Below are 816 nucleotides of genomic sequence, written 5' to 3' on the forward strand. Positions count from 1 at the left end.
GGTTGTGTCGCAAATTTTCAGCGGGTTAAAGGCAGGCGTATCTCCGGGCGCAATTATGCTGCGAGTTCCGCAAAGACCATGAATGGTGAACAATTGTCGTTTGCGAATTGCCTCTTGCGGATCATATGCGCAACTTCGATACCCGCGATTGTCGCTGCGGCTGAATGAAATGCCTTGAACCCCAACATCTGATTGGTAATCCGCTTGATGAAACGATGGTCCTGTTCAAGAATATTGTTGAGATATTTGATCTGCCGGATTTCAATCATCTTGCTGTAACCTGTGATTTTAAGGATTGTATTTACAGCTTGGGCTCCCGCCAGATTGGCGCCGCTTTTATCAATGACAATCTTGTCTGGAACACCGTTGGCTGCGATGGCTTTCTTGAAGAAACGTCGTGCAGAACCGAGATTTCGGCGTTCGGAGAGCATGAAATCAAGCGTTTGTCCGTCACGATCAACGGCCCGGTACAAATATGTCCATTTGCCTTTGACCTTTAGATAGGTTTCGTCAACACGCCATGAGCCAAGCGTTCGACGCTTACGTCTCTGTGCCTGATCTGCAATCTGTGGCGCGTAACGGACAACCCAGCGGTTCAATGTTGCATGGTCAACGTTCACGCCACGTTCGGCCATGATTTCTTGAAGGTCACGATAGGAAACGGAATAACGAACATAGAAGAACACCGCATAAAGGATGACATTTTTGGGGAAATGAGACCCTTTGAAATCGATCGCCATACCCAGTCACCTCGCCCAATTATGCGCACCGAAGCGACAATAACGCAGCAGAAGTGAAAAATTCGCGACAGAACCC

The 816-nt window shown here is 48.3% G+C and carries 1 protein-coding gene; it reads right to left on the bottom strand.

Going from position 1 to position 816, the window contains the following annotated elements; translation table 11 throughout:
- Positions 1 to 53: 53 nt before the first annotated feature.
- Positions 54 to 740: an IS6 family transposase gene (locus ACS5UA_RS22825; protein WP_213507442.1), complete on the bottom strand. Its 687-nt coding sequence runs from the start codon at positions 738 to 740 to the stop codon at positions 54 to 56.
- Between the last annotated feature and the right edge of the window lie 76 nt (positions 741 to 816).

It is taken from the genome of Brucella sp. RRSP16, from assembly GCF_052246815.1.
GTDB classification, from domain to species: domain Bacteria; phylum Pseudomonadota; class Alphaproteobacteria; order Rhizobiales; family Rhizobiaceae; genus Brucella; species Brucella intermedia.